The organism is Mesorhizobium sp. Root695 (assembly GCF_001428185.1).
Lineage (GTDB): Bacteria > Pseudomonadota > Alphaproteobacteria > Rhizobiales > Rhizobiaceae > Mesorhizobium.
In genome coordinates, this window is the sequence record NZ_LMHO01000031.1 from 1 (window position 1) to 20,742 (window position 20,742).

Below are 20,742 nucleotides of genomic sequence, written 5' to 3' on the forward strand. Positions count from 1 at the left end.
CGATGCGCTCGAGGTCGGCGAAAACGCGATAGCGACGCTCGGCATGGAGCTGGTCGATCGCTTCCTCGAAGAACCGCTGATAATTCATGTCGACTTCCCAATTTTGCGCGGGATCATAATCATTGCCCTATTGGTCGTCCACCGGGCCTTTTTGGTCAAAATGCCACGCCCTGGACCTGTTCCTAACGGCCACGGATCGTGGCCTATTCCCTTGATGTGGATCAACTTTGTTTCAGGACGATGCCACATGCCGGCAATGCCGGTTACAACGAGTTCTAATGGCCAGGCGGCAAGCTTTCCAGTAAGGCGGGGGTTGAGACAGTTTCCGATAATTCTTGAGATGCGAGGTCGCGGATGACAGTTTTGGTGACAGGCGGCGCCGGTTATATCGGTAGCCATATGGTCTGGGAGCTGCTGGATGCCGGCGAGAGCGTGGTCGTTCTCGACCGTCTTTCGACCGGCTTCGAATGGGCGGTGGCGCCGGAGGCAAAGCTGGTTGTCGGCGATGTCGCCGACAGGGAATTGGTCGGCTCTATCATCAGGGACAACAAGGTCGACGCGATCATCCATTTCGCGGGTTCGATCGTGGTCCCGGAATCGGTTGCCGATCCGCTCGGCTATTACGAGAACAACACCTGCAATACGCGCACGCTGATCGAAACCGCGGTGCGCGAGGGCGTGCCCAATTTCATCTTTTCCTCGACCGCGGCCGTCTATGGCGGCGCCGGACTGGAGCCGGTGCGCGAGGATGCCCGTCTGGCGCCGGAATCGCCCTACGGCCTGTCCAAGCTGATGAGCGAATGGATGCTGCGCGATGCGGCGATCGCGCACGGCCTGCGCTATACCGCGCTGCGCTATTTCAACGTCGCCGGCGCCGACCCGAGGGGCCGCACCGGCCAGTCGACGCCGGGCGCCACCCATCTGATCAAGGTCGCCTGCGAGACCGCCCTCGGCAAGCGCCCCTTCATGCAGGTGTTCGGCACCGACTATCCGACGCCGGACGGCACCTGCATGCGCGACTATATCCATGTCAGCGACCTGGCGGCGGCGCATCGCCTGGCCCTGCAGCGGCTGCGCGCCGGGGGCACAAGCCTCGTCGCCAATTGCGGCTACAGCCATGGCTACTCGGTGCTCGAGGTCATCGACAGCGTGCGGCGCGCCTTTGGCCATGATTTCGAGGTGAAGATGGGCGATCGTCGCCCTGGCGACGCCGCTGCGGTGGTTGCCAATTCGGATCTCGCCCGCGCCGAACTCGGCTGGACCCCGCTACGCGACGATCTCGACCAGATCGTTGCCGACGCGCTCGCCTGGGAGCGCATCCTGACCGGCAAGAACTCCGCGCGGGGCTGAGCCGGGTTCTCCGAAGGGCTCGCAAGGCACGTGGCGAAGCGCTATTGAAGGCATTCGCGGCACGGCGTGGAGGCGCCGCGCCGCGAGGAGCTTTTGGGGGGATGGCATGAAAATAACGGTGCTCGGGGCCGGTGTCGTCGGTACGGCAGCCGCCTATTATCTGGCGAGTGACGGCCACGATGTCACAGTGATCGAGCGCCATGCGGCGCCGGCACGCGGCACCAGCCAGTCGAACGCCGGTCTGGTGTCGCCGGGCGATGCCACCGCCTGGGCCTCACCGGCGGCGCTGAAGACATTCCTGCGCGCGCTCTACAACCATGATCTCGGCATCAAGGTGCGGCTGCGCTTCGACCCCTACTTCCTCGCCTGGAGCCTGCGCTTCCTGCGCCAATGCACGAAAGAGCGCCTGCGCGCCAACAGCCGGGTCAAGCTGCGCCTGGCGCTCTATTCGCGCGACTGCATCAACGCCATCTCGGCAGAGACAGGCATCGGCTATGATGAGCGCAAGAAGGGCATCCTCTATTTCTTCCGCACGCAGCACAGCCTCGACACCGGCACCGACAATTACCGCTACCTGGCCGAGCACGGCCTGCCGATAGAGATCGTCGGCCGCGAGCGGCTGATCGAACTTGAACCGGGTCTTGCCGGGGTGAAGGAAAAGATCGCCGGCGGCGTCTATTCGCCGATCGACCAGACCGGCGATTCCCGGCAGTTCGTGGAAAAGCTCGCCGCCTATTCAGCCGAAAGGCTCGGCGTGAAATTTCTCTACGGCACAACGGTCGAAGGCCTCGACATCGAGGGCGGCCGGGTGCGCGCGGTGATGACTTCGGCCGGGCCGGTCGCCGGTGATGCCGTGGTCATCTCGATGGGGCCGGAGAGCGGCCTGCTCGGCCGTCGCTACGGCATCGACCTGCCTGTCTATCCGGTGAAGGGTTATACCGCGACGATTCCGCTGGAGGACGAGAGCAAGGGCCCGACCATGGGCGGCGCCGACGAGGACCAGCTGATCGCCTATTCCAGGCTTGGCAACCGGCTGCGGCTCGCCTCGACCGCCGAATTCACCGGCTTCGACCGCAGCCACAGGCCAAGCGACTTCGCCGCCATGTTCAGGACCGGCAAGGATCTGTTCCCCGGTGCCTTCGACGAGAAAAAGGCCGAGCTGTGGGCGGGCCTGCGGCCGATGATGCCGAACTCGGTGCCGGTCATCGGCGAGGCGCGCTACGAGAATCTCTATCTCGACACCGGCCACGGCCATGTCGGCTGGACCATGGCCTGCGGCTCCGGCAAATTCCTTGCCGACCTCGTCGCCGGCCGGAAGCCGGAGATCGACCCGCAAGGGCTGGTTTACGGGGGCTAGTGATGTCGGGACCGCAAGTCGCCATCGACCTTGGCCGCATCGAGCGCAATGCGCGCACGATCGTCGAGCGCTGCGCGCTGTCGGGCATAAAAGTGTTCGGCGTCACCAAGGGCACTTGCGGCATGCCGCAGGTGGCGCGCGCCATGCTGCGCGGCGGTGTCGCCGGTATCGCCGAATCGCGCTTCGAGAACATCCGCCGGCTGCGCGACAGCGGCATCAACGCGCCGATCATGCTGTTGCGCAGCCCGCCGATGGCGCGTGTCGAGGAGGTGGTGCGCACCGTCGACATCAGCCTGCAGTCGGAACTCGCCACCATCCGCGAGATTTCGCGCATCGCCGAGCGCATGGGCCGCGTCCACGACATCATGCTGATGATCGATCTCGGCGATCTCCGCGAAGGCATCTGGCCGAGCGACCTTATTCCCACAGTCGAACAGATCCTGCAGTTCAAGGGCGTGCGCATTGCCGGTATCGGTACCAATCTCGGCTGCTTCGGCGCCATCATGCCGACGCCGGAAAATCTCGGGCAGCTCGTCGCCCATGCCTACAAGACCGAGCGCCTGTCCGGCAAAAGCCTCGACTGGATTTCCGGCGGCGCCTCGTCGTCGCTGCCGCTGCTGCTCGAAGGCAGACTGCCGGCCGGCATCAACAATCTGCGGGTCGGCGAGGCGATCCTGCAGGGCGGCGTCGAGACCTTCCGCGACACGCCGTGGGCGGAGCTCGAACCCGATGCCTGCCGGCTGACCAGCGACATCATCGAGGTCAAGCTCAAGCCTTCACGGCCGATCGGCCAATCGGGCTACGACGCCTTCGGCAACCAGCCGGTCTTCCCCGACGAGGGCGACAGGCTGCGCGCTATCGCCAATATCGGCCGCGAGGACGTGCTGGTCGAGGGGCTGACGCCGATCGCCAAGGGGATACGGGTGCTCGGCGCTTCCAGCGACCATCTGCTGCTCGATGTCGCCGATGCCGATCCGCCGCCGGCCGTCGGCGACCGCGTCGCCTTCCGCATGAGCTATGGCGCCATGTTGCTGGCGATGACCTCGGAATATGTCGAGAAGGCCCCGATGCATGACGTCGAGGACTTTTCCGGCCGCAAGATGGTGCAGATCACGGCCGAGCGGGGGGCTGCCGGCATCCTGGCCCGGGAAGGTACCGGCGCGCGGCTGGAAGCGATGAATTTCGACGTCGTGGAACTCGCCGATGTCGAGCGGCCGCCATCGGGGCTGATCCGGCTGACTGCCGGAGCCGACCGTCGCATCGCCCACAAGGCGCTGACCGCAACGGCGCGCGCGACGCATTCCTTCGGCCTGATCTGGATCGATTCCATAGCCGCCCTGATGCCCGAGGAAGAGGACGGCATCGACCTGCCGGAAGGCTCGGTTCTGGCGCGTACCCTCGGCCTCGACCACAAGGCGGGTGCGCTGCAGCCGCAGCTGTCGCCAGAGAATGTCGCCATTGTCGGCTTGCGCCATGCCGACCCGGCCGAAGCGCGGGTGCTGAAGGATTCACGCGTGTCAGCCTTCACCATGACCGATATCGACGCCATGGGCATGCGCGACCTGATGCATGAAGCGATCCGCATCGCTACCTCCGGCACGCAAGGCTTCCATGTCAGTTACTCGCCGACTGCAACCGAATTCGCCGGCTGGGCAGCAGGCTCCGGTGGGCTGACCGTGCGCGAGACGCATCAGGCGATGGAGGCGATCGCGCTCTCCGGCGGTCTGCTGTCGATGGATGTTTCGGGCCTTGCCGCGGATCTGGAGCCCCGGATCAGCACCGACGTGATCAACTTCGTCATGTCGGTTTTCGGCAAGCGGATCTTGTAGCTGAGCATGATCCCGAAAAATGGGTTCCGGTTTTCTCGGACAAACGGAAATCGTTTGTCCAAAGATCATGCTCAAACAGACAGATCCTGTCCCTGCGGTTCGATCGCCGCGCGCCAGGCCCTGACGTAGTCAACCCAGACCGGGTCGGCCGGCGGCTCCATTCTTTCGCCTTTGCCCTGCGCCATCCGTTGATCGGTCGCCAGCAATGCGGCGCCGATGCTGGTGCCGGTGGCGGCTTCGGACGCAACAACGGCGCGTGCCGTGCTGGCTGCCAGCATGCCGACAAAGAGCCGGTTGCGGGCAAAGGGGCCTTCGACAGTGGTCGGGCCGTCGGCGCCGATCAGGTCGAGGCAGGTTGCCGTCATCAACGCCAGATAGAACGAGATGGCGGCAAAGCGCTGGCCATCGTTCATACCGTCGGCATTGAGCCATGCCGCTACCTGATGCGGGAACGGCCCCGATCCTTGCTGGGTCGACGGCAGCAGCAGCACCTTTCGCGCCAGCACGGCGCCGACATCGGCTTCGGCCCACCGCTCAGGCTGGTCCTTCGTCAGCACGGAAAACTCACGGCCGCCCATGAAGCGCGCCGAGGTAACGGGATTACCGAGTGCGTTGACATTGACCAGCGTGTCGCGCGCGGCATCCAGCGCAATCTGTTTGCCGCCAACCGCCATCGACACCACCCAGGTGCCCGTCGAGACGACGGAGAAAGGCGGTCTGTCGGACAGCAGATGCGGCAGCAGCGAGGCGTTGGAATCATGCAGGCCGCAGAACACCGGCGTTTGCGGATCGAGTCCGGTTCGCATCGCAACGATAGGCAGGATCGGGCCGAGGCGATCGCTGGCCGGCCGCACCGGCGCCATCAGGCCGCGCCATTCCAGGCTGTCGACCAATGATGAAAAATTCGCCGCCCACGGGTTCCACAGATCGGTGTGGCAGCCGAGCGAAGTCACCTCGTTGGCGGCGATGCCGGTCAGGCGCAAGGCCCAGTATTGCGGGTACATCAGCATCGCGGCAACCTTGGCAAATTCCGCCGGGAAGCTTTTCTGCTGCCAGAAGAATTGCGCACCGAGATTGAGGCCGAGCGGCAGGCGCGGCGTGCCGGTCTCGGCGAAGGGCGGACGGATCGAGTCATAATCCACCGCCAGCCGGTCGGGGCCGTCGAATTCATAGTCGAGCACTGGCAGCACCAGTTCGCCCGCAGCGTCGACCAGTACGCCCGTTGCTCCATGGGTCGTGATCGAAATGGCGTCGATGCACTGTTCGGCGTTGAGGCTGGCAAGGCTATCGAGGATGAATATCCACAAGGCCTCGACATCGTGGTGCGGGTAGGGCGCCTGTCGCACCGGCGCATTCGCCATGCGGCGCAACGCCACCTCGCTCAACGTCGCGAGGTCGACCAGCGCCACCTTGGCGTTGGTCTTGCCGATGTCGATGACGGCGATGTGGCGCATCGCACTCATGCCATATGGAACACGGTTTCCAGCGGCACGGCCACCGGCTCGTTGTCCGGCCTGGTTTCCATCATGTCGGCCATATGTGCCCACCAGCGCTGCATCACCGGATGCATGGGCAGTTCGTCCATGCCGTGGTCGTCTCGCCGCCACAGCACGCCGAACAGGATATTGGTGTCCTCGTCGAGGTGGATGGAGTAATCGGAGACGCCGGCCTGCTTCAGCAGTGATACCAGGGATGGCCAGATCTCGTCGTGACGCTTCTTGTACTCGGCCTTCATACCGGGCTTGAGCTTCATCTTGAACGCGTATTTCTCGGCCATCAGCGCCCTCCGCGCAGCCGCCGCCAGACGATCGGCAAGGCGATGACGATGATCAGCAGCAGGCCGATGAAGATCGACATGACGATGCCGGGCACGTTGAGCAGGCCAAGGCCGAAGGTCACCAGCCCCATGATGAAGGCGGCGAGCACGACGCCCAGAATGCTGCCTGCACCGCCGAGGATGCTGACGCCGCCGAGCACCACCATGGTGATGACTTCCAGCTCGTACCCCTGCGCGATCGACGGTCGGGTCGAACCAAGGCGCGAGGTGATCAGCACCGAGGCGATGCCCGACATCAGGCCGGTCAGGCAGAACAGGATGAACTTGGTTCGGCCGACGCGCACACCGGAAAACTGCGCAGCTATCGGATTGTTGCCGATGGCAAAGACGCGTCGGCCGAAAATCGTGCGGTGCAGAAGGAACCAGTAGGCGACGGCCGCGATCAGGAAGAGCACCAGTTCGAAGGACACCACCCACCAGACATAACCCTGGCCGAAGAAGGCGAAGTTTTCGGGATAGCCCTTGTAGGCCTGATCGCCGAGGATGATGAAGGCGATGCCGCGAAACAGGCTCATCGTGCCGATGGTGACAACGATCGAGGGCAAGCCAAGTCTCGTCACCAGCAACCCGTTGAAGGCGCCGCAGCCGAGCCCGACGACGATGCCGATCAGCACCAGCACTGGTGTATCGGCGCCGGCCTGCACCGCCATGCCCGTCATGGTCGACGCCAGCGCGATGATGGCGGCCACCGACAGGTCGATCTCGCCGGAGATGATCAGCAGCGCCATGGCGAAAGCGATCAGGCCCTTCTCGGTGAAATTGAAGGTGAGATCGGACAACGAGTATGGGTCGAGGAAATAGGGCGAGGCGAAGCTGTTGATGGCGAAGATGGCGATCGCCACGACGACGAGCAGCGCTTCCCAGGAAAAGATCGCCGAACGGAACGGCTTGTCGAGCCGGTCGGGAATGTGGCGCGGAGCAGGGCTGTCGGTCATGTCACCGCCTCCACCTTTCTGAGGATGATGCGGCCTTGCTGGCGTTCGCCGCGCGCATTGAGCACGACGGCCAGAATGATGGCGCTGCCCGAAATCGCCATCTGCCAAAAGGGCGAGATGTTGATGACCGGCAGTGCGTTGGAGATGATGCCGAGGAACAGCGCCCCCAACACCGCGCCGCCGACCGAACCGATGCCGCCGGCGATCGAGATGCCACCGATGACACAGGCGGCGATGATGTTGAGCTCATAGCCGTTGGCGACCTCAACCGAGGCGATTACATAACGCGAGATCCAGAGATAGCCCGAGAGGCCGCCGATCATGCCGGAGATGCAGAAGACGATGAATTTCGTCCGGCCGACATCGATGCCGGCATAGACCGAAGCCGTCGGGTTGACGCCGATGGCATAGATCGAGCGGCCGAGTGCGGTGCGCGTCATCAAGACGAAGAACAGCGCGATGACCAGGATGGCGATCCACGACAGCACCGGAATGCCGAGGAAGGCGGCGCGCTGAAAGCCGATGAAGTCCGGGCTCATCTTGTCGGCATTGACCCAGGCGCCGCCGGACAGGACGAAGGTGGCGCCGCGATAGATGGTCAGAGTGCCCAATGTGACGACGATCGAAGGGATGTTTAGCCGCCACACCAAAAGGCCGTTGATGGCGCCGAGCACCAGCCCGATCAACAGTGCGATGACGATTAGCAGCGGGATCGGGATCGCCGGATGCGCGGCGTTCAGCATCGCCACCACCATGCCGGTGAAGCAGAGGTTGGACGCCATCGACAGATCGATCGACCGGGTCAGGATGACAACCATCTGGCCCAGCGCCAGGATCATCAGGATCGAGGTGTCGTTGAACACCTGGCGCAGATTGCCGGGATCGGCAAAGGCCGGGAAGCGCGTCGAGATCAATCCGATCAGCAAGACGATGGCCGCGAACAGCCAGATCTCACGGTATTTGAGGAAAGCCTTCATGCCGCGATCCCTGCTGCCGTCCTGACCAGCGTCTCGGCGTCCAGTCCCTTGTTGTCGTAGACCGCCGCGACGAGACCCTCGCGCATGACCACGACGCGGTCGGACATGCCGAGGATTTCGGGCAGTTCGGAGGACACCATGATCACCGACAGGCCTTGCGCCACCAACTCGGCCATGAAGCCGTGCACGGCGGCCTTGGAGCCGATGTCGATGCCCTTGGTCGGCTCGTCCAGGATGATCACCTTGGGCGCGGTCGCCAGCCATTTGGCGATGACGATCTTCTGCTGGTTGCCGCCCGACAGCGTGCCGACATCCTGGCTGAGTGAGGAAGCGCGCAGGTCGAGCCGCTCGGTGTAGGAGCGAGCGAGCGAAAACTCCTCGGCCAACCGCAGCAAGCCGGATCTGGAGGTGCGCTTGAGCGAAGGCAGCGAGACATTCTGGAAGATCGGCAGGCCGATCACCACGCCTTGCTTGCCGCGCTCCTCCGGCACATAGACGATGCCGGCATCGATCGAATCTGCCGCGGATTTCGGCGCGATCACCTTGCCTTCCAGCATAATCGTGCCGCCTGAGGTGCGGGTGATGCCCGATATCGCCTGCATCACCTCGCTGCGCCCGGCGCCGACAAGGCCGTAGAAGCCGAGGATTTCGCCCTTGTGCAATTCGAAGCCGATGTCGTTGAACTCGGTCGGGTGCGACAGGCCTGAAACGGAGAGCACCGTCGTGCCGATCTCTGCCTTGCGCTGCGGGAAGATGTGGTCGACGGCGCGACCGACCATCAGGCGCACGATCTGGCTCTGGCCGGCATCCTTGATCAGGCCTTCACCGACCATCTCGCCATCGCGGAACACCGTGTAGCGATCGGCGATGCGGTAGATCTCGTCGAACTTGTGGCTGATGAACAGGATCGCCTTGCCTTCGCTCTTGAGGAACTCGATGAGCAGGAAAAGCTCCTCGATCTCCTTCATCGAAAGCGCGGCGGTCGGCTCGTCCATGATGACGATCTGCGCGTCGATCGACATGGCACGCGCAACGGCGACCAGATGCTTGTTGGCGATGCCGAGGTCCTTCAGCCGCGCGTCGGCGTCGATATGGCCGGCATGCATGGTATCGAGCACTTCGCGAGCGTTTTTGCGCATGGTGCGCCAGTCGATGGTGCGCAAGCGCGTGCGCGGCGCGTGGCCGAGAAAGATGTTTTCGGCAACCGTCAAATCGTCGAACAGCACGGTTTCCTGGTGAATGGCGGTGACGCCATACCCGAAGGCGGCATGCGCGCTGGGCAGAGTGACGGCTTGGCCGTCGATGCTGATTGTGCCCCCATCGGGCTGGTAGATGCCGGTCATGATCTTGACCAGCGTCGACTTGCCGGCGCCGTTTTCGCCGATCAGCGCGGTCACCTCGCCCGGATAGAGCGACAGGCTGACATTGTGCAGCGCGCGCACGCCGGGAAAGCTCTTGGAGATGCCGGACAGCGTCAGGCGTGGAACCGAGGCCAGAGGCCGCTCCTTCACCGTGCCGGGTTGGGCTGTCGTATCCATAGTCGTATCAAGCCCTGAAACAAGGTCCGTTTAAAGTCGCGGCGGGACGTGAGCCCCGCCGCGACAGCTTGAGAGCGCTCCAGGTCAATAGATCTTGGAGAACTTCTCGATGTTCGACTTGTCGAACTGGAACGGCGGGGCCATCGCAGCCGAGTTGGTGTCGTCGAGCGTGACCTTGCCGACGCGGCCGATCGACAGCGTGGCGCCGGGCTTGGCCTCTTCCTTCTTCACCGCCAGATCATGGGCGAGGTAGACGGCCGAGTAGCCGAGATCGATCGGGTTCCACAGCGCGACCGCCTGGCTGGCACCGTTGTCGATGAACTTCTTGAACTCGGACGGCAGCGCGAGACCGGTGACATTGACCTTGCCGATCAGGTTTTCGTCGGTGACGACCTGGGCGGCGGCAACGACGCCGACAGTGGTCGGCGCGATGATCGCCTTGAGGTTCGGATAGGATTTCAACAGGCCCTTGGCTTCGTCGGTGCTCTTGGCCGAATCGTCATCGCCGTAGACGGTGGCGACGAGTTTGATCTTGGGGAACTTCTCCGGCAGGATCTTCTTGGCCGCATCGATCCACGCGTTCTGGTTGGTGGCGGTCGAGGAGGCCGACAGGATGGCGACGTCGCCGCCTTCCGGCAGGTAGTCGGCGGCGAGCTTGATGATGGTCTCGCCGATCAGGCCGGTGTCGGACGGGTTGAGGTGAAGCTGACGGCCTTCCTTGGCGACGCCAGAATCCCAGGAGATGACGGTGATGCCGCGCTCCATGGCCTTCTTCAGCACCGGCACCAGCGCGTCGGCGTCATTGGCCGAAATGGCGATGGCGTTGACCTTCTGGGCGATCAGCGAATTGACCACTTCGATCTGCGCTTCCGCGGTCGCCTTGGTCGGGCCGGTGTAGATGATGTCGACATCGCCGAGTTCCTTGGCCGCCTCTTCGGCGCCCTTGTTGGCGGCATCGAAGAAGCCGTTGCCGAGCGACTTCACCACCAGCGCGATCTTGACGTTTTCGGCATAGGCTGCGTTCACGAACATGGCGGCAGAGAACGCCGCCGTCACCATCAATTTCTTCAAGAAGCTCATCGAATATCCTCCCTTGAGCGTTGCATTCCATCGCCGCTGCTGGCGTGAGGGTGTCTCAGGCCTGCAGTGAAGATTCTTCCTTTGCCGACTTGCGGGCGACGATCAGCGTCACGCCCGCGGTCTCCAACATCTTGGCTTCGCGATCCTCGATGCCGTCATCGGTGATGACGGTGGCGATGCGCGACAGGCCGCACAGGATCAGGCTGGAGCGTTTGCGGAATTTCGAAGAATCGACCAGCACCACCAGTTCGTCGGCCTGGTCGATCAGTTTCTGCTCCGCCTGGATCAAAAGCGGATCGCCTTCCATCAGGCCGAGCGGCCCCAATCCTTGCGCGCCCATGAACATGCGTCGCGCATAGAAATTGCGCGTCACGTCATTGTCGAAGGGCGACAGGATGATGTTCTGCTCGCGGTAGATCGTGCCGCCCGACAGCATCACCGTGTTCTTGGAATGCTTGAGCAGGTGCTCGGCGATCGGGAACGAATTGGTGAAGATCGGCATGCGGCGGCCGGTCAGGAAATGCACCATCTGGAAGGTTGTGGTGCCGCCATTGATGATGATCGGCTCGCCGTCCTTGCACAGCTCGACCGCTTCGCGGGCAATCGCCCGCTTTTGCGAGGCGTTGATCGTTTCGTTGACGGAAAAGGGCCGGCCGGCCAGCCCGATGAACTGCGGCGGCGAGATTGCCTCGGCGCCACCGCGCACACGGCGCAGGCGCTTCTGGACATGGAGAGCCGCGATGTCGCGCCGGATTGTCGCCTCGGAGGACTCCGTCAGGTCGACCATCTCCTGCACCGTCACCACAGGCTTTTCCTGGACGGCGGACAGAATGATCCTGTGGCGCTCTTTTTCGTGCATGGTTCCTCCCTGCCTGAGCATCTAGGCACCCAAAACGCGCAGTGTCAATCATTTCCGATCATATAATTTCATTGTGCAGTGCAATATGATCGATGTTGATCGTTTGTGATTGACAAGCCGGCTGCTTCCGTGGAAATTCGGGCCAAATGGGTCGCACCTTTTGCGTGCCTTTCGGGAGGATACCCTATGCTCGATAAGCGCACCGGCGCGCGCCTCGCCAATCTGTGGGATGAGGCCAAGGCTCAAGCGATGAGCGAGCCGGAACTTCTGGTCTATCGCTCGAACACGCTCGGCTCCGACAAGCGCGTCACCAACTATGGCGGTGGCAACACCTCCTCGAAGATCTGGCAGAAAGACCCGCTCACCGGCGAGAATGTCGAAGTGCTTTGGGTCAAGGGCTCGGGCGGCGACAGTGCCTCGATTAAAACAGACGGTTTTGCCACGCTCTACATGGACAAGCTGCGCGCGCTCAAAGGCCTCTATCGCGGCGTTGAGCACGAAGACGAAATGGTCGGCTTCCTGCCGCACTGCACCTTCAACCTCAATGCGCGCGCGGCCTCGATCGACACGCCGCTGCATGCCTACGTGCCGAAGCCTTTTGTCGATCACATGCATCCCGATGCCATCATCGCCATTGCCGCCGCCAAGGATTCCAGGGCGCTGACCAAGGAGATCTTCGGCGACGCCATCGGCTGGCTGCCGTGGAAGCGACCGGGCTTCGAACTCGGCCTGTGGCTGGAGAAATTCTGCCTCGAAAATCCCGCCGCCAAGGGCGTCATCCTGGAAAGCCACGGCCTGTTCACCTGGGGCGACACCCCTCGGGAATGCTACGAGACGACGATCTCGGTGATCAACCAGGCAATCGAATGGTTCGAGCGCCGCTCCGAGGGCCTCGCTATCTTCGGCGGTGAAGTCGTCAAGTCGCTCGATGCCGTCGAACGCCGTGCCATCGCGGCAAAACTGATGCCGAAAATCCGCGGCCTGATCTCGGAGAAGAGCCACAAGCTCGGCCATTTCGATGATTCCGCCGCCGTGCTCGAATTCGTCAACTCCAGGGATTTGCGGCCGCTGGCGGCACTCGGCACGTCGTGCCCGGACCATTTCCTGCGCACCAAGATCCGCCCGCTGGTCATCGAGTTCGATCCGGCAAAGCCCGATGTCGATGCCGTCATCGCGCGCCTCGCCGACGACGTGGCTGCCTATCGTGTTGGCTACCAGGCCTATTACGACAGCTGCAAGCATGCGGACTCGCCCGCCATCCGCGATCCCAATGCCGTCGTCTATCTGATGCCTGGCGTCGGCATGTTCACCTTCGCCGGCGACAAGGCGACGGCGCGCATTTCGGGTGAGTTCTATGTCAACGCCATCAACGTCATGCGCGGCGCCTCGACCGTCTCGTCTTATGTCGGCCTGCCCGCACAGGAAGCCTTCGACATCGAGTACTGGCTGCTCGAGGATCTCAAGCTCCAGCGCATGCCGAAGCCGAAGTCGCTTGCCGGCCAGATCGCGCTGGTCACCGGTGGCGCCGGCGGCATCGGCCGCGCGACCGCCAATCGGCTGCTGCGCGAAGGCGCCTGCGTCGTGCTGGCCGACATCGACGAAACAGCGCTGGCCAGCGCCAATGACGAACTGGCCAAGGCCTATGGCAAGGATTTCGTCCGGCCGGTGCTGATAAACGTCACCTCGGAGGACCAGGTTGTCTCCGGCTTTGCCGAGACTGCGGTCGAGTTCGGCGGCATCGACATTCTGGTGTCCAACGCAGGGCTGGCCTCCTCGGCGCCGATCGAGGAGACGACGCTGGCGCTGTGGAACAAGAACATGGATATCCTGTCGACCGGTTATTTCCTGGTCTCGCGGGAAGCGTTCCGGCTGTTTCGGGTGCAGAAGATCGGCGGCAACATCGTCTTCGTCGCGTCGAAGAACGGCCTTGCCGCCTCGCCCAACGCCGCCGCCTATTGCACCGCCAAGGCCGCCGAGATCCACCTCGCTCGCTGCCTGGCGCTGGAGGGCGCGGAAGCGCAGATCAGGGTCAATGTCGTCAACCCGGACGCGGTGCTTCGCGGCTCGAAGATCTGGACCGGCGAGTGGAAGGAACAGCGCGCCGCCGCCTACAAGATGTCGACCGACGACCTGGAGGAGCATTACCGCTCGCGTTCGATGCTGAAGCGCTCGGTCTTCCCCGAAGACATCGCAGAGGCGATCTATTTCTTCGCCTCCGACATGTCGGCCAAGTCGACCGGCAACATCATCAATGTCGACGCGGGCAACGCCCAGAGCTTTACGCGCTGAGCTAACGTCGAAGCGCTTCCCTTCTCCGCGTCACTATACGGGGAGAAGATGCCGGCAGGCGGATTAGGGGCAGCGCTGACTGAACGCATTTTGGGAGGAATAGCAGTTTGTCCGAATCCATCATCTCCGCCGACCTCGTCGACAAGGACAACGCCGCGCGCAAGGCCAACCTCGAGCGCGACTACGCCTCGCTCGGCGAGCGCCTCGACCGTCGCGGCATCGCCATCGACGCCATCCGTGACAAGGTCGAGAAATTCGCGGTGGCGATCCCGTCCTGGGGCGTTGGCACCGGCGGAACCCGCTTTGCCCGCTTTCCCGGTGCCGGCGAGCCGCGCGACATCTTCGACAAGATCGAGGACTGCGCCGTCATCAAGCAGTTGACGCAGGCGACGCCGACAGTCTCCCTGCACATTCCGTGGGACAAGGCCGACCCGAACCGGCTGAAGCAGGCAGCCTCGCGCTTTGGCCTCGGCTTCGACGCCATGAACTCCAACACCTTTTCCGACGCCAAGGACCAGAAGCTCTCCTACAAATTCGGCTCGCTGTCGCATGCCGATGCCGGCACCCGCCGGCAAGCGGTCGAGCACAATCTCGAATGCATCGAGATCGGCAAGACGCTGGGCTCCAAGGCGTTGACGGTGTGGATCGGCGACGGCTCGAATTTTCCAGGCCAGGTCAATTTCGCCAAGGCGTTCGAGCGCTATCTCGACGCCATGAAGGAGATCTACGCCGGACTGCCCGCCGACTGGAAGCTGTTCAGCGAGCACAAGATGTACGAGCCGGCCTTCTATTCCACCGTCGTCCAGGACTGGGGTACCAACTACATGATCGCCAGGGAGTTGGGCGACAAGGCGTTCTGCCTGGTCGACCTCGGCCACCATGCCCCCAACGTCAACATCGAGATGATCGTCTCGCGGCTGATCCAGTTCAAGAAACTCGGCGGCTTCCACTTCAACGATTCGAAATATGGCGACGACGATCTCGATGCCGGTTCGATCGATCCCTACCGGCTGTTCCTCGTCTTCAACGAACTGGTCGATGCCGAACTGTCCGGCACCGAAGGCTTCGACCCGGCGCACATGCTCGACCAGAGCCACAACGTCACCGACCCGATCGAAAGCCTGATGCTGTCGGCGGTCGAGGTGCAGCGCGCCTATGCGCAGGCGATGCTGGTCGACCGCAAGGCGCTGGAAGGCTACCAGGACAACAACGACGCGCTGATGGCGACGCAAACGCTGAAAGCCGCCTACCGCACCGATGTCGAACCGATCCTGGCGATGGCGCGGTTGAAGACGGGCGGCGCGATCGATCCGGTTGCCGCCTACCGGGCGGCCGGGTACCGCGCCAAGGTCGCGGCGGAACGCCCGGCGGTCGCCGGCGGCTCGGGCGGCATTGTCTGACATCTGAATTGATCCGTCTGGTCCACCATTGATGGTGGACTCGGTGGCCCTGACGGGTTCTTCTAGGCGTCCCCGCTAGGAGAACCGCCATGCCTCTCAATCGTCGGACACTGATCGCCGCCAGTCTTTCCATCACCTTCATTCTAGCGCCGTTGACGAGCGTCTTCGCCGCATCGCCGGCGCCAGCCAAGGGCGAGCACGGCATGGTGGTGACGGCCCAGCATCTGGCGTCCGAAGTCGGCATCGAGGTCTTGAAGAAGGGTGGCAATGCTGTCGATGCGGCGGTTGCCGTCGGCTATGCGCTCGCCGTCGTCTACCCCAATGCCGGCAATATCGGCGGCGGCGGCTTCATGACCATCCGCTTCAAGGACGGCAAGTCGACCTTCCTCGATTTCCGCGAGCGGGCGCCGCTGGCGGCGACCAAGACCATGTATCTCGACAAGGACGGCAACCCGGTGAAGGGCGCCAGCCTCAACGGCTATCTCGCGGTCGGGGTGCCAGGCTCGGTGGCTGGTTTCGAGATGGCGCGCGAAAAATACGGCAAATTGTCCCGACAGGATCTGATGGCGCCGGCGATCGGCTATGCCAAGGACGGATTCATCCTCAATCAGGGCGACGCCGCCTCTTTTGCCAGCAGCGCCGACCGGCTGGCGAAGGATCCCGCGGCTGCCGCCATCTTCTTGAAACCCGATGGCAAGCCCTACGGCATCGGCGAGCGGCTGGTCCAGCCCGACCTCGCCGCGTCGCTCGCCGCCATTTCCGAAAAGGGCCCGGATGCCTTCTACAAGGGCGCCATCGCCGATGCCATCGTCAAGGCGAGCGGCGCCAAGGGCGGCATCCTGGCCAAGCCGGATTTCGAGCAGTATGCGGTCCGCGAACTGAAGCCCGTGACCTGCCTCTATCGCGGCTACGAGATCACTTCCTCGCCGCCGCCGAGTTCCGGTGGCGTCATCATCTGCGAAATCCTCAACGTGCTCGAAGGTTATCCCTTGTCCTATCTCGGCGCGGGTTCCGCCGAGACCGTCCATGTCATGGTCGAGGCGATGCGCTACGCCTATGTCGACCGCAATTCCGCGCTCGGCGATCCAGATTTCGTCGACAACCCGGTCTCGAAACTGCTTGATAAGGCCTATGCCAAGGATATCCGCGACAAGATCGACCCGTTCCGGGCCGGCGTGTCGCAGGATCTGATGCCGAAGGGCTTTGGCGAGAGCAAGGAGACGACCCACTATTCGATCATCGACAATGACGGCAATGCGGTCGCGGTCACCTATACGCTTAACGGCTCCTTCGGCGCCGGCGTCGTCGCCGACGGCACCGGCATCCTGCTCAACAACGAGATGGACGATTTCACCCAGAAGCCCGGCGTGCCCAACCTCTATGGCCTGGTCCAGGGCGAGGCCAATGCCATCCAGCCGAAGAAGACGCCGCTGTCATCGATGAGTCCGACCGTGGTGGCCAAGGACGGCAAACCGTTCATGGTCATCGGCAGCCCCGGCGGCTCGCGCATCATCACCATCACGCTGGAAGCGATAGTCAACGTCATCGACCATGACATGAACATCCAGGAGGCGATCGACGCGCCGCGCATCCACCATCAATGGCTGCCCGACAAGCTCTATGTCGAGCCGTTCGGGCTGTCGCCGGACACCGAAAAGCTGCTGGCCGGCATGGGTTATCACCTCGATCTCGCTGACCAGACCTGGGGCCAGGCGGCGGGTATCCTGGTCGGCGGCAAGAGCCTGGCGGAGATCGAGAAAGGCGGTGGCGCCCGCTACAATGGCGCTATCGACAGCCGAGCGGCCTCCGGCGAGGCGCTCGGATATTAGGCGAGATCCGGAAGGATCGCGCGATCTCTTGAAAGAGCACCGGCTTAGAAAGCCGGTGCTGGACCTTCTGTCTTCTGGTTCACAAGACCAGCGTGAGGGTGGACGCAACCAGCATCAAGGCGGCGATGCCAACGAACAACGCATAGATGCGCGGCCGGTCGAGCAGCAGTGCGTTTCCGGATATCCAGGCAGACGTGGCACCGCCAAGCGCGAAGAGGAAGCCGTTGCGGTGCCCGAAGACCATCGATGCGGCCATCAGCCCGCCAATGATCAGCGCGCCGAACACGATGATCACGGCAACGGCGTATTTCTCGAAATCGTTGCCGCTTCCCATGCTCGGACCGATCGCGTTCAAGGTCGGCAGGTCGTCCGGATCGTAGGGATTCGTCGACCCATATTCGTCATGACCGGCAGGCTCTCGCATCATTCATTCTCCGTATAGCGGCAACAAACCATCAAGCCTTGCCGAGTGCAACCCGATCGCGCTGCCTTGATGCGTTCGGCCGGTCCTTGACGTCTTCAGGCGTCGGCTTGCCGCCGGCTTTTGATTCGTGCCCTGGCCGTCTTTGGTCTCAGACAATCCAGGACACGGCTGCCCGAAGGCGACCGTGGCCCCCTCTATCATGGAATGCATTCGTGGAGGAAAAATGATGCGGAACGTGAATTGCGCTTCGGGGGCAGCGATTTTCGGCGGAGATGACGTCGCAAAGGACCGTGACGGGGCCGGATCGCCTCGCCGCCAGCACGGATGGGAACAGGGTCGCGTCCGATCGCGGCCCTGGACGCGTCGCATCGTCACGGGTTCATGCGACGTGCTTCAGGCGCCGTTCGATGCATGCCGAGATGACCGGCAATCGGGGTAGGGCTGGCCGGCATGCATCAGAACTTCATGCTGAGGCTGCCCTTGATGACAGGGCCTTCGCCATAGATGCAACTGAGGTCCTTGTTGCTGCCGGCCTCATAGCAGGTCGAATAGTAGGTCTTGTCGAACAGGTTGGAGACGTTGAGCGCCGCCTGCCAGCCATTCTTCTTGTAGCGCAGGGCCGCGTCGACCAGCATGTGACCAGGCACGTTCACTGTGTTCGCACTGTCGCCGAAGCTGGCGCCGATGTAGCGCGCGCCGGCGCCGACGCTCAGGCCTTCGAGCACGCCGCTGCCAACTTCGTAATTGGCCCACAGCGATGCCTGGTGTTCCGGCACCCTGGCTGGGCGGTTGCCGATGATGTCGGCGGCATCGCTGGTTATCTCCGCGTCGAGATAGGTGTAGGCCGCCGTCATTCTGAGGCTGGAAGCCCGGTCGGCGTTGGCCTCGATCTCCAGGCCGCGATGGCGGACTTCTCCGGTCTGGACCTGGTAACGGGATTGGCTGCTGCCGTCGGCACATTGGTCTTGCGCAGGTCGAACAGCGAAGCGGTGATGAAGCCGGGGAAGAAGGTCGGCTCGTATTTCACGCCGACTTCGTACTGCTTCCCCAGCGAAGGCGGCAGCGCGTCTCCGGACTGGGTCGGGCCGATATTGGTGGTGAAGGATTCGGCATAGCTGGCATAGGGCGTCAGGCCATTGTCGAAGAGATAGCCGATGCCGACATTGCCGGTGAAGGCATGGTCCTTCTGATCGTAGCTGCCCGCATCGCCGAGTCGGTCGAAATTGGTGTGGTCGATCCAGGCCTGCCGGCCACCGACGGACAGAACCCAGTGGTCGGCGATCTTGGACTGGTTTTGTGCATAGAGACCGACCTGGCCGATCGTCTCCACGCGATCCGCAATGATGAGGCTCGGCGCCGTGACCGGGATCGAATAGTCCGGGTTCTGGGTGTCCAGAGGCGGACCCTCGCCGTAGCCGTTGCGCCCGTTGCGCGCAAACTTCGAATTGCATGCCGGCGAGAACCATATGTCGATCCTGCCGGTCACGGTCAATCGCGCGGTGCAGGCGGCGTTTGCGGTGCGGGAGAAGGATACCGCCCTTTGCTGAACGCTGCAGCAAGGCGGTCGGCGCCTCGCGCTGTCATTCCTGTGAAGGGGAGGCGCTCAATCGGCGGTAGGAGACGCCGCCGAAGTTTGCCGTCACAAAGTCCGTGACGGACATCTTGCGCTTGCCTCCGTCGCTGCAGGCGTAAACCGGCCAACCAGCATCGCTGCATTCGCTGGCAGCGCAGATGCGCGCCAGGCAGTTCCCGATAGTCAGCCGGAAGCCGCCCTTGCCGGCGAAGCCTTGCAAAAGGCTGCCGTCCGCCGAGCGCCATGTCCGCGCACGGAATTCCGCCCGCAAAAGCAGGGGTTCGAGAGGGACCGCAAGGTTGGTTTCGCCGGCACGCCCTGAAAGCTGCAGACGGAAGCGCGCCATTGCGGTCGTGTATGCGGTCACAAGATCCGCTTGGCGAAAATAGGCGGTCGCCAGGCTTGAGCGGTCAAGCAGATGAGACATCCTCTCGCCTGCCCCTCCCGGGCTCACCAAGGCAATAAACGCAAGAAAGGCGAAGCAAGCTCGTGACATTTCCAGCAGCCATATCGATCTCGGCGTGCCGGTTTGCCCCCCGGTTGCCCTCCTATAACATCCCGCCAATCGGCGCCTGGCGCAAGCCGCTTGCGGAGGCAGTTCAAAAGGCCACCGAGCAAAGGTGCTTGGAGCCGAAGACGGTGACTCGCATCGACGAACTTGTGTGGGCGATGGCGAGGTGGAAGCGGCGTTTGAGGCAAGGGGTGAAGATCTTCACCAGCCAGGGTTCCTTAGCCGATGCGAGCCGGTGGCAGCTCGTACAGGGTGGCGCCGTTCTCCTGGCCGCGTTCGACATAGCCGATGACGCCAAACCATCTTGCGACATCCGGCCCCTGGAGCCAGCTGCGCGAGTGGATGGGGAGGTTGCCGACAAGCGCCTGGATATGCCGGATATGCCGCTTGCAGAAGCGAACGGTGGCGGCGCGGAAGAAATCCTCCTGCGCCGCAAACAGCGTGTCGGCGGCATCGCTGTTCTCATGCCAGGCGATGATCGCCACGGCCTTGTCGCCCCCGACAAGCGCGTGAGCGCGGCCTTCCTTCAAATTCATCATCAGATTGTCGTAGGCGATCTTGCTGTCCTTGCCGGCCGCCACGTATTCATCCGACATCCGCTTGGACAGGCCGCGAAAGACATCCTCCAGATCCCCGAGCGTTGCTGCGCGTGCTCTCATTTCTCCTCCTGACGCCCCGGCAGGCAGTTTGCCCTAAGGATGGGGGATCACCAAGCAAATCAAATCCGCCAGTGGCCTAATGTGAGCAAAGTGATTTCGGCCGCAATGCCCACAGCGGTGGCGGCCGACGGTGAAATGCGGGTCGAGCGCCAAACTGTTCGCGATGTCCTCGCACACCGCGCAACGCGCGATATCGCCTGGAAGGGGCAGCTCCGGCTCTGCGCCCGCTATCGTCGCCTCAGCGCCACCGGCAAGAAGCCGCCGGTGGTCGTGGCTGCGATCGCACGCGAGATGG

General features: G+C 63.1%; 17 protein-coding genes and 2 pseudogenes. 8 read left to right on the plus strand and 11 right to left on the minus strand.

Going from position 1 to position 20,742, the window contains the following annotated elements; all coding sequences use genetic code 11:
- The 4 genes from ASD99_RS34460 to ASD99_RS23280 form a co-directional block, all read left to right on the plus strand.
- The coding region (locus ASD99_RS34460) for a hypothetical protein (RefSeq protein WP_210173863.1) at positions 1-358 on the plus strand (358 nt) is incomplete at its 5' end.
- Positions 355-1,350: a UDP-glucose 4-epimerase GalE gene (gene galE, locus ASD99_RS23270; RefSeq protein WP_056590837.1), complete on the plus strand. Its 996-nt coding sequence runs from the start codon at positions 355-357 to the stop codon at positions 1,348-1,350. The genes ASD99_RS34460 and galE, both read left to right, overlap by 4 nt.
- 106 nt (positions 1,351-1,456) lie before the next feature.
- Positions 1,457-2,707, plus strand: coding sequence for a D-amino acid dehydrogenase (locus ASD99_RS23275; protein WP_056590840.1), 1,251 nt, complete (start codon positions 1,457-1,459; stop codon positions 2,705-2,707).
- A 2-nt stretch (positions 2,708-2,709) separates the two neighbouring features.
- A complete protein-coding gene (locus ASD99_RS23280) occupies positions 2,710-4,536 on the plus strand; it encodes an alanine racemase (protein WP_056590842.1) in 1,827 nt (608 codons plus the stop codon).
- Positions 4,537-4,607: 71 nt separating this feature from the next.
- Here the strand turns inward: ASD99_RS23280 and ASD99_RS23285 are convergent, their stop codons facing one another.
- The 7 genes from ASD99_RS23285 to ASD99_RS23315 form a co-directional block, all read right to left on the minus strand.
- Entirely contained in the window at positions 4,608-5,999 is a 1,392-nt protein-coding gene (locus tag ASD99_RS23285; RefSeq protein ID WP_056590847.1) for an FGGY-family carbohydrate kinase, read from the minus strand.
- Positions 5,996-6,313, minus strand: a complete 318-nt coding sequence (gene rhaM, locus ASD99_RS23290) for an L-rhamnose mutarotase (RefSeq protein ID WP_057145052.1) — start codon at positions 6,311-6,313, stop codon at positions 5,996-5,998. Before rhaM ends, ASD99_RS23285 begins: the two co-directional genes overlap by 4 nt.
- Positions 6,313-7,308: an ABC transporter permease gene (locus ASD99_RS23295; RefSeq protein WP_056590853.1), complete on the minus strand. Its 996-nt coding sequence runs from the start codon at positions 7,306-7,308 to the stop codon at positions 6,313-6,315. Before ASD99_RS23295 ends, rhaM begins: the two co-directional genes overlap by 1 nt.
- Complete coding sequence (locus tag ASD99_RS23300) at positions 7,305-8,285, minus strand: ABC transporter permease (protein WP_056590855.1); 981 nt, start codon at positions 8,283-8,285, stop codon at positions 7,305-7,307. The genes ASD99_RS23295 and ASD99_RS23300 overlap by 4 nt, the downstream gene beginning before the upstream one ends.
- Positions 8,282-9,823, minus strand: a complete 1,542-nt coding sequence (locus ASD99_RS23305; protein WP_056590859.1) for a sugar ABC transporter ATP-binding protein — start codon at positions 9,821-9,823, stop codon at positions 8,282-8,284. The genes ASD99_RS23300 and ASD99_RS23305 overlap by 4 nt, the downstream gene beginning before the upstream one ends.
- A gap of 84 nt (positions 9,824-9,907) precedes the next feature.
- Positions 9,908-10,903: a rhamnose ABC transporter substrate-binding protein gene (gene rhaS, locus ASD99_RS23310; RefSeq protein ID WP_027055502.1), complete on the minus strand. Its 996-nt coding sequence runs from the start codon at positions 10,901-10,903 to the stop codon at positions 9,908-9,910.
- A 55-nt stretch (positions 10,904-10,958) separates the two neighbouring features.
- Positions 10,959-11,762, minus strand: a complete 804-nt coding sequence (locus tag ASD99_RS23315; protein ID WP_057145053.1) for a DeoR/GlpR family DNA-binding transcription regulator — start codon at positions 11,760-11,762, stop codon at positions 10,959-10,961.
- 186 nt (positions 11,763-11,948) lie between these two features.
- Here ASD99_RS23315 and ASD99_RS23320 point away from each other — a divergent pair, with 186 nt between their 5' ends.
- The 3 genes from ASD99_RS23320 to ggt all read left to right on the plus strand — a co-directional run bounded on the left by ASD99_RS23320 (position 11,949) and on the right by ggt (position 17,280).
- Entirely contained in the window at positions 11,949-14,051 is a 2,103-nt protein-coding gene (locus ASD99_RS23320) for a bifunctional rhamnulose-1-phosphate aldolase/short-chain dehydrogenase (protein WP_057145054.1), read from the plus strand.
- A gap of 107 nt (positions 14,052-14,158) precedes the next feature.
- The gene (rhaI, locus tag ASD99_RS23325) at positions 14,159-15,451 is read left to right on the plus strand and encodes an L-rhamnose catabolism isomerase (RefSeq protein ID WP_057145055.1); all 1,293 of its coding nucleotides are present in this window, start codon (positions 14,159-14,161) and stop codon (positions 15,449-15,451) included.
- Between the two features lie 89 nt (positions 15,452-15,540).
- Positions 15,541-17,280 carry a gamma-glutamyltransferase gene (gene ggt, locus ASD99_RS23330; protein WP_057145056.1) on the plus strand — a complete coding sequence of 580 codons (1,740 nt, stop codon included), beginning with the start codon at positions 15,541-15,543 and terminating at the stop codon, positions 17,278-17,280.
- 79 nt (positions 17,281-17,359) lie between these two features.
- On the opposite strand, the gene ASD99_RS23335 is transcribed toward ggt, so the two are convergent.
- From ASD99_RS23335 to ASD99_RS23355, 4 genes and pseudogenes are all read right to left on the minus strand, one after another.
- Positions 17,360-17,707, minus strand: coding sequence for a hypothetical protein (locus ASD99_RS23335; protein ID WP_056590874.1), 348 nt, complete (start codon positions 17,705-17,707; stop codon positions 17,360-17,362).
- A 452-nt stretch (positions 17,708-18,159) separates the two neighbouring features.
- Positions 18,160-19,190, minus strand: a pseudogene (locus tag ASD99_RS32695) (TonB-dependent siderophore receptor).
- 94 nt (positions 19,191-19,284) lie between these two features.
- Complete coding sequence (locus tag ASD99_RS23350) at positions 19,285-19,623, minus strand: hypothetical protein (RefSeq protein WP_082525606.1); 339 nt, start codon at positions 19,621-19,623, stop codon at positions 19,285-19,287.
- 383 nt (positions 19,624-20,006) lie between these two features.
- Positions 20,007-20,447: a hypothetical protein gene (locus ASD99_RS23355; RefSeq protein WP_057145059.1), complete on the minus strand. Its 441-nt coding sequence runs from the start codon at positions 20,445-20,447 to the stop codon at positions 20,007-20,009.
- 105 nt (positions 20,448-20,552) lie between these two features.
- Between ASD99_RS23355 and ASD99_RS34955 the strand changes: the two are divergent.
- Positions 20,553-20,742: pseudogene (locus ASD99_RS34955) on the plus strand (hypothetical protein); the annotation flags it as partial.